General features: G+C 55.5%; 1 protein-coding gene. It reads right to left on the minus strand.

Features of this window, described 5'->3' with window-relative positions:
- Nucleotides 1–199 precede the first annotated feature (199 nt).
- A partial coding sequence (locus ACZXDY_RS46430) for a response regulator (protein ID WP_464350092.1) occupies nt 200–454 on the minus strand: 255 nt, incomplete at its 5' end.

The raw sequence follows: 454 nt of genomic DNA on the forward strand, positions 1-454 counted from the left end.
TCATTAGATGCCCCCTGCAAACGCAGGGAATCTTATCGCGCGAATCACGGCAAACAGATCGTTTTCACACAGCCTGGACCCGCAGCGGACCAAGTCTCGTCGACTGCCCCAGCTGTTTGGAGGTGTTGAACCGTGACCTACCCGATAAACCTCACCAATGGCGCCATGCGCCGCAAGGAAGCAACGTCAGCAAACTATCCTAATGTTCGTGCAGGATTGACCGCAAGCGCGCCGCCAAATCCGACATGCGGAATGGTTTGTCGATAATCGGAAATTCGCCTACCGCCTGATGTCGTTCCAACACGTCTCCCGCGTAGCCCGAGGCCAGCAGGACCTTGATGCGCTTGTTCAATCGCCTCGCTTCGCGAGCAACCTCTATGCCGTTGATCCCGTTTGGCATCACGATGTCACTTAACACCAGATCAAATTCCTCGCTCTGGAGCATCCAAAGGGC

This window comes from Bradyrhizobium sp. LeoB3 (assembly GCF_055456055.1).